Raw genomic sequence first — 8,197 nt, 5'->3', positions numbered from 1 at the left:
GCCTCCCCAGCAGCAGCCCCCGCAGTACTACCCGCAGCAGCCCCAGCAGCCCCAGTGGAGTCCTCCAGCGTCACCGAGCCCACGCCCGGCCGGATGCCGGCCGCGGTCACCCAGTGCACGCCCTCGGTGGGCACCCCGTACGCGAACCGCCGCAGGTGCGGCACCCCCTGCCCCTGGAGCAGGTGGTACGGGCGCTGCGAGACGGCCAGGCCGCCGGTCTCGTAGGAGGAGCCGTCCGCGCCCGCGATGCGGTGGGTCCGGGCCTGACCGGTGCTCAGCAGCCGGTCCATGAGCGGATCGGAGGTGCGCCGCACGTCGATCTCCGGCAGCCGGGCCTCGATCAGCACCGTGGCCCGCACCCGCAGGTCGGCCATGTCCGGGGAGGTGGCGACGAAGGCCGGGCCCGCGGGGTCGAGGGGGTCGGTGGCCACCCTCAGCCCCGGGCCGGTCACGTCGAGGACGCCCGCGTCGATCAGGGCGGCCATCTCCTCGATGCGGGAGGCCGGCGGACCGATCGACAGGAAGGCGTTGAGCGGCGTGTACCAGTGGTCGAGCTCGTCACGGTGCGAGTCGGCGTCGAGGCCGCCGTGGTCGATCGCGAGGCGCAGTTCGTTGCGCAGGTCCCGCAGCAGGTCCAGGGCCGCCTTGAACGGGCCGCTGACGTTGCCCTCCCGGGCCCGGCGCACGTCCTCGTCGAGGTAGCCGCGCAGCCAGCCGCGGAAGGAGGCCAGGTCCCGGAAGACCTGCTCGTCGTACGGCCGGGCGACCGTGTCCCAGTCCCAGCGCTCGTCGTCGCGGATTCTGGCCGCGGTGAGCAGCACGTCCTCGGCCCCGTCGTCGCCCGCCTGCAGGAACGCCTCGCCGAAGGCGGCCACCGCGGCCGGCTCCGCGCGCTGGGCGAGCAGCGTCTCGTAGTAGAGGGTGCGCACTTCCTTGGAGATCAGCGGCCACAGTTCGGTGCCGAAGCGGATCGGCTCCCCGCCCCGCACCCGGGCGCGCAGGGCCGCGACGAAATCGGCGGTCAGCAGCCGCGGGTGGTAGCGGCCGTGGGCGCCCTTCTCGTTCTCGCCGCGCGCCTGGTAGGGCACGCCGCGGCGGGAGCCCGCGTACAGCCGCGGCTCGCGGCCGGAGGGGCGGTACACCAGGCGGCCGTCGACGCGTTCGAACAGGCCGCCGCGGGCGTGCGTGAACAGCGCCATGTAGTCGAAGAAGTTCAGGCCCAGGCCGCGCAGCAGCACCGTCTCGCCGGGGGAGACGGCCGACAGGTCGACGTCCGCGGGGTTGCTCGGCGCGATGTAGGTCAGCCCGTGCCGGGCGGCGTACGCGGCGAACTCCCGCTCCGTGTCGGTCGGCCGCACCTGCACGTGGCCCTGCGCGAGCACCACCGCGCCCAGGCCCGTCAGCCGGGTGCCGTCCTCCAGGAGTACGGTCTGCGCCCCGCCGGGGCCCGCGTCGGGCTCGGCGTCCTCCAGGGCCACGGCGCGCGAGGCGTGCACGCGGACGGTGGTGTGCGCGGACGCGCTCGCGGTCACCTGGCCGAACACCCAGGTCAGGTACTGGCCGTAGAGGGCGCGGGTGGGGTAGGTGTCCGGCCCCAGGTCCCGGGCCTCGGCGAGGGTCTCGTCGTCGTACGGCGTGCCCGCTCCGGGCGTCAGCGCGCTGGGGCCCAGCGCCTTGGCCCACTGGTACAGGCTCGGGCCCTCCTCCAGCGGACCTTCGATGGCCACACTGGCGTCGGTGTAGACCGTGACCTGACAGGCCACGGTGTTCATCAGCAGGTGCCGGGACTGGGAGGGACGCCAGACCCGGCCGGAGCCCGGTGGGTCCGGTTCCACGATGTGCACGGTCAGCTGGTCCCACTGGGGGGACTTCCGCTCCTGCGCACAGAGTCGTTCCAGTACGGACAGCCCGCGGGGTCCGGCGCCGACAAGGCACACTTCCATACGTCCGCTACTCACGAAGCACTCCGCTCAGGAGACGGGGGACGGCTGGACCGCGGCGCCGCGGCGTCGGCCCCGCCGGTGTGCCGGCCCGGCCTGCTCCCCGGGGGTCAGGGTGGTGTCCGCCAACGGTCGGTCCCGCCGCTCAACCAGGGCTCGGATACGAGTGGAAGACCGGTCCTGACCCGGTTTCGGGCGCCCTCCGGGCCGGTGGGGGACGCGTACGGGCGCCGTGACACGCGAGAGCACCCCTCGCCTGGGGCGGGGGTGCTCTCGGGCCGGACCGGCTGGGGGTGCCTCAGGCGGCTGCCCCGAACCAGCGCTCCAGCGCCTCCTGCAGGTCGGCCTCGTCCGGGGCCGCCCAGGCGATGTGGCCGTCGGGGCGCACCAGCAGCGCGTGCGGGGCGTCCGACGCGTCCCCCTCGCCCTCGGCCCAGTCGCCCGTGACCGTGTCCACCCGGTCGCCCCAGCGCGCCGCAGTGGCGCGCAGCGCGTCGGAGTCGGCGGCCTCGGGCGTCACGAACAGCACCCCGCGGGCCGGCCCCAGCAGGTCCCGCACGGTGGCGGGGCTCCCGTCGGTGAGCTTGATCGGGGTGTCGGGACGCAGGCGCAGGCCGAGCCGCGGGTGGCTGCCGGAGCCGATGTCGTAGCGCACGTCGAGGCCGGAGACCTGGCCGGCCAGGTGGCGGGCCACCGCGACGTCCTGGACGAGTTCCTGCATGACCGCGCGCAGCGGCTCCATCTCCTCGCCGGAGAGGTAGAGCTTGGTCTGGGCGCGGGTGCTGCGCATGAGCAGCTCCCCGACCGGGTGCCGCTCGGAGTGGAAGGTGTCGAGCAGGCCCTCGGGCGCCCAGCCGTTGACGGCGGCCGCCAGCTTCCAGCCGAGGTTGACCGCGTCCTGCACGCCCACGCTCATGCCCTGCGCGCCGGCCGGCATGTGGATGTGGGTGGCGTCGCCGGCGAGGAAGATCCGGCCCTTGCGGTACTGGGCGGCCTGGCGGGTGGTGTCGGTGAAGGAGCTGATCCAGCGGACCTCGGCGTCGTGCAGGCGCTCGCCGGTCATGTCCTGCCAGGCGTCGGCGATGATCTGGAACGTCAGGCCGCTCTTGTCCTCCGGCGGGCGCAGCGACTCGTTGTGGATGACGATCCGGTGGACGCCGTCCTCCAGGTTGAAGGCCATGACCATGCCGCCGGGCACGCGCTCGCCGATGGGGCGCTGGCGTATGTCCGCCCCGACGACGTCGGCCATGTACATCCCGCGGGTGGGCTCCCAGCCGGGGAAGTCGATGCCGGCGAGCCGGCGGACGATGCTGCGCGCGCCGTCGCAGCCGATGAGGTAGTGGGCGCTCTCCTCGCCGCGGCCCGCGGGGCCCTCGTACTCGACGACGACGCCGTCCTCGGTCTCGCGGAAGCCGAGCACCTCGTGTTCGCGGCGGACCTCGACCCCCAGCTCCTTCAGCCAGCCCTCGAGGATCTCCTCGGTGCGGAACTGCGGGATGCCGCGGACGCTGAAGTGGTTGTCGTCCAGCTTGGAGAAGTCGATGTGGACCCCGCCGAAGTGGCCCTGGGCCCATTCGACTTCGCCGAAGCGCTCCAGCAGGCCGCGCTGGTCGAAGACCTCGGCCGCGCGGCGGGTGAAGCCCACGCCGCGGGACTCGCCGCTGGGTGCGGGGAGCTTCTCGAAGACGACGACGTCCACGCCGCCCAGTTTCAGTTCACCGGCGAGCATCAGCCCGACCGGCCCGGCGCCGACGATGATCGCGCCCTTTGCCATGTCCTACTCCTCAAACATCAAAGCTGCGGGGTGGAGCGGGGTGTCGTGCGGCCGGCCGTCAGACGGCCGCGGGCGCCCCGAACCAGCGGGTGAGGGCGGCTTCGAGGTCGCCGCCGGACGGCGCCACCCAGGCGATGTAGCCGTCGGGGCGGACCAGTACGGCCTGCGGGGCGTCGTGGTGGTCGGCCTCCTGGTCGGCCCAGGCGCCGGTGACGACGTCCACGCGGTCGGCCCAGCGGGCGGCGACCGCGGCCGGGCCGCCGTCCCCGTCCGTGACGATGAGCACGCCGCGGCCTGCGTGCAGGAGTTCGGCGACCTTCGCGCGACTGCCGTCGGCGCGCTCGACGGCCCGGTGCGGGGCCAGGCGCAGCCCCAGGAAGGGGTGTCCCTCGGCGCCCACGTCGTACTTGATGTGCAGGCCGGATACGCGGCCCGCGAGCTGCCGGGCGCCCTCGGGCAGGGTGACGAGTTCGCGCACGACGTCGCGCAGCGGCTCCATCTCCTCGCCGGCGAGGTACAGCAGCGACATGGAGTGCACGTCGCGCATCAGCTGCTCGCCGATCGGGTGGCGCTCGGCGTGGTAGGTGTCGAGCAGGGATTCGGGGGCCCGGTCCCCGAGCACCGCGGCGAGCTTCCACCCGAGGTTGACGGCGTCCTGGAGGCCGACGCTGACGCCCTGCGCGCCGAGCGGGGCGTGGTCGTGGGCGGAGTCGCCGGCGAGGAAGACGCGGCCCTTGCGGTACTGGGCGGCCAGGCCGGTGGCGTTGGTCAGGGCGCACATCCAGGAGGCGGAGGCGCCGTGGATGTCCTCGCCGGTCAGGCGCTGCCAGGCCTCGGCGAGCTCCGAGAACTCCAGCTCGCCCTCGCCGTGGTGCGGGCGGACGCCGGCCTCGTGGATGACGATGCGGTCGACACCCGGCTCCAGGGTGACGGACAGCACCATGCCGCCGCCCTCGATGCGCTCGCCGATGGGCCGCATGCGCACGTCCGCGCCGACGACGTCGGCCAGGTACATGCCGCGGGTGGCCTCGTCGCCGGGGAAGTCGATGCCGGCCAGGGTGCGCACGGTGGACTTGCCGCCGTCGCAGCCGATGACGTACGTGGCGGTGGCCTCGGTGTACCCGTCGGGGCCCTCGAAGCCGAGGACCACGCCGTCCTCGGTCTCGGTCAGGGCGGTCAGGGTGTGGCCGCGGCGCACCTCGACGCCGAGCTCGGCGATCCAGCTGCCGAGCGCGTCCTCGGTGACGGACTGGGCCAGGCCCATGACGCCGAAGTGGCTCTCGTCCAGGAGGGAGAAGTCGATGCGGACACCGCCGTAGTGGCCCTGCTTGCCCCAGCGGATGTCGCCGAGCCGGTCGAGCAGCCCGCGCTGGTCGAGGACCTCCGCGGTACGGCTGGTGAATCCGAGGCCGCGCGACTCGCCGCTGGGGGCGGGCAGCTTGTCGTAGACGACGACGTCCGCGCCGCCGAGCCGCAGCTCCCCCGCGAGCATCAGACCGACCGGCCCAGCGCCCACGATGATCGCGCTCTTTGCCATTCTCGATTCCTCCATGCAGATGGTTGATCATCAGGAAAGACCCGGGGGGTCGAAGGGCGGTGCAGCGGGACCGCAGGATCGCTCAAGCGATCCTTGAGGTCCGTTCCTCACCCGCGCGAGGCACCTGCCGGTGCGCGGTGCGCGGCGGGGCGGCCGCCGGGGCGGTGGAGGGGGTGCTCACGGCAGCTCCTTCAGGCCGTGCTCCGTCAGCAGGTCGCGGGCGAAGGCGAGTTCGGCGGCGACGGCGTCGACGAGCTGCTCCGCGGTGCGCGGGCGCAGGGCGGGCGGCAGCGCCTGCCAGGCGTAGGTCTCCACTTCCAGGTGCCCGGTCAGCGCCCGTTCGCCGCCGATCAGGTGGGCCAGCGCCTCGTTCACGACGGGCAGGGTGGCGGTCAGGGGCGCGGCGGGGGTCGCGTGCAGCGGTACGTGGAAGAGGGCGCGCCAGGGCCCGGTCTCGGGGAGGGCGCCGCCGGCCAGGGCGGGGCCGAGGTCGTCGGTGCCGCGCAGGCCGTCGGCGGCGGGGGTGCGGATCTGGTGCAGGAACCGGGAGTCGTCGGCGGCCTCGAAGGCCGCGAGGGCCGTGCGGACCTCGGGGCGGGCGGGGTGCTCGGCGTGGAGGGCGGCCGACAGCTGGGTCTTGACCACCGGGACGCCGGCCGCGGCCAGGGCGGCGAACGCGGGTCCCGGCTCCTCGAAGGAGGTGGCCAGGTGGCAGGTGTCGACGCAGATGCCGATCCGGTCGTGGCCGATGGCCCGCAGGGGCTCGACGGCCTCGGCCGTGGTCTCGGCGGCGCAGCCGGGTTCGGGTTCCAGGGCGATGCGGATCGAGCGGCCGGTGGTGTCGGCGAGGTCGTCCAGGCGGGCGCCGAGGTCGGCCAGGGCCGTGCGGGCACGGGCGGCGCGCTCGTCGTCGTAGACGGTGCGCCAGGCCAGCGGGAGGGTGGAGATCGTGCCCTCGGCAGCGTCGCCGGGCAGCAGGGCGGCCAGGATCCGGGCGAGGGCGAGGGTGTGCTCGTACCGCTGGGCCTGGGCCCAGTCCGGGCGGTAGACCCGGTACTTGACCCGCTGGGCGCCGAAGCCCTGGTACGGGAATCCGTTGAGGGTCACGACCTCCAGGCCGCGCCGGTCGAGGTCGCCGCGCAGGGCGGCGAGCGCGCGGGGGGTGGTGTCGAGGCCGCGGACGGTGTCCGCGGACAGCCAGAGCCCGATGCCGAGCCGCTCCAGGCCCAGTCGGCGGCGTACCGGCTCGCAGTACGCCCGCAGCTGGGTGAGGAGCCCGTCGAGGGTCTCGGCGGGGTGCATGCCGGTCGAGTACGAGAGATGGACGGTGGTGCCGTCCCGGTGGAGGAAGCGCACGGGCCTACACCTCGGCGGGGGCGGTGGCCCGCTCGGGTGCGGCGCGGACCAGCCACACAGGGGTCCGGTCTCCGGTGAGGGCGTGCTCGGTACGAACGGACACGGACAACCTCCAGGGGCGTCGGACTGCGCAAGGCGATGCCGGGGCCAAGGATGCCGAGTACTTCGTCCCGGACGAACCGCTCTCCGGCCCGCGTCGAGCGGCCGCCGAGGCGTTCTGGGCGGGCGGCCGAGGCGTCCTCACCGCTCCAGATGCGTACAAGTCGCTTTCCAGGGCGGGTCCATTGCTCCTCCTTATCGTGGCGGGCGGGTCCCTTCCGGCGGTTGGGACGGAATTGCTCGCTCTTCTGCCATGGAGGAATCTCATGCCCGCTGTGCCGCCCCCCGAAGTCGTCCGCGCCGCGGAGAAGACCCGGGCGGACCTGCAGAAGCAGGTCCGGGAGCTGGCCCCGCCCCCGTTCGCCCTGCTCGAACTGGCCATGGGCTCCATGGTGACCCAGGCCCTGTCCGCCGCCGCCGAACTGCGCGTGGCCGAGGCCCTGCAGGCCGGTCCGCGACCGATCGAAGAGCTGGCCGCGGAGGTCGGGGCGGACGCCGAGGCGCTCGGCCGGGTGCTGCGCCTGCTCGCCACCCAGGGCGTGTTCACGCGCCAGGACGACGGCCTGTGGGCGCTGACCCCGATGGCCGACGCGCTGCGCGCCGACCACCCGGTGACGATGCGCGACCTCTGTGTGCTGATGAGCCACCCGACGCACTGGGACGACTGGAACGGTTTCCTGGACTCGGTGCGCACCGGCGAGCCGAGCCTGCCGAAGCGGCGTGGAATGGGCGCCTTCGAGTACCTCATGCAGAACCCGGAATACGGCGCGGTGTTCATCGGCGGGATGGGGAACATGTCCGCCACCGAGACCGCGCCGGTCGTGGCCGCGTACGACTTCTCGCAGTTCGGCACGGTCCTGGACTTCTGTGGGGCCAACGGCGGGCTGCTGGCCGGGATCCTGGGCAGCGCGCCCGACACCAAGGGCATCCTCTCGGACCCGCGCATCGCCGGGAACGGCGCCGCGGAGTTCCTGGCGTCGCAGGGCGTCGCGGACCGCGTGGTCCTGGCCGACGGCGACCTGTTCGACCCGATGCCGTCGGGTGCGGACGCCTACGTCCTCAAGCACATCGTGCACGACTGGCCGGAGGAGCAGGCCCTGCAGATCCTGCGGAACGTGCGCGCCGCGATCAAGCCGGGCGGCAAACTGCTGCTGGTGGAGATGGTGGTCCCGGAGGGCGAGGAGCCGCACTCCGGCAAGCTCGTCGACCTGTGGCTGATGCTGCTCGTGGGCGGCAAGGAGCGCACCCGGTCGCAGTACGCGGAGCTGGTGGCGAAGGCCGGCTTCAAGCTGGAGCAGGTCGTGGAGACCGCCGCGGCCGTCTCCATCGTGGAGGCCGTCGCGGTCTGACGCACCGCCCCTGAGCGGCCCCGGTTCCGCGCATCCCCCGACGCGGAGCCGGGGCTTTGCGCGTGCCCGCCGCGTATGCCGCCCCTGGGGGCCGCCCCCGTACGCCCCCGTACGCCGCAGCCCCCGCCCCGCCGGTGGCGGC

General features: G+C 74.0%; 5 protein-coding genes. 1 reads left to right on the top strand and 4 read right to left on the bottom strand.

Annotation, left to right across the window (positions count from 1 at the left end):
- From ABZY57_RS30995 to eboE, 4 genes are all read right to left on the bottom strand, one after another.
- A partial coding sequence (locus ABZY57_RS30995; RefSeq protein WP_356517591.1) for an FAD/NAD(P)-binding protein occupies window positions 1-1,943 on the bottom strand: 1,943 nt, incomplete at its 3' end.
- A gap of 295 nt (window positions 1,944-2,238) precedes the next feature.
- Window positions 2,239-3,714, bottom strand: coding sequence for an FAD-dependent monooxygenase (locus ABZY57_RS30990; protein WP_356517589.1), 1,476 nt, complete (start codon window positions 3,712-3,714; stop codon window positions 2,239-2,241).
- 58 nt (window positions 3,715-3,772) lie between these two features.
- Entirely contained in the window at window positions 3,773-5,251 is a 1,479-nt protein-coding gene (locus tag ABZY57_RS30985) for an FAD-dependent monooxygenase (RefSeq protein WP_356517587.1), read from the bottom strand.
- Between the two features lie 177 nt (window positions 5,252-5,428).
- Complete coding sequence (eboE, locus tag ABZY57_RS30980) at window positions 5,429-6,607, bottom strand: metabolite traffic protein EboE (protein ID WP_356517585.1); 1,179 nt, start codon at window positions 6,605-6,607, stop codon at window positions 5,429-5,431.
- Between the two features lie 365 nt (window positions 6,608-6,972).
- On the opposite strand from eboE, the gene ABZY57_RS30975 reads away from it, so the two are divergent.
- Window positions 6,973-8,055, top strand: coding sequence for a methyltransferase (locus ABZY57_RS30975; RefSeq protein WP_356517582.1), 1,083 nt, complete (start codon window positions 6,973-6,975; stop codon window positions 8,053-8,055).
- Window positions 8,056-8,197 lie beyond the last annotated feature (142 nt).

The organism is Streptomyces sp. NPDC006450 (genome assembly GCF_040612195.1).
Lineage (GTDB): Bacteria > Actinomycetota > Actinomycetes > Streptomycetales > Streptomycetaceae > Streptomyces.
The sequence above is the reverse complement of the archived record's forward strand: the minus strand, read 5'-3'. Positions and strand labels throughout refer to the sequence as shown.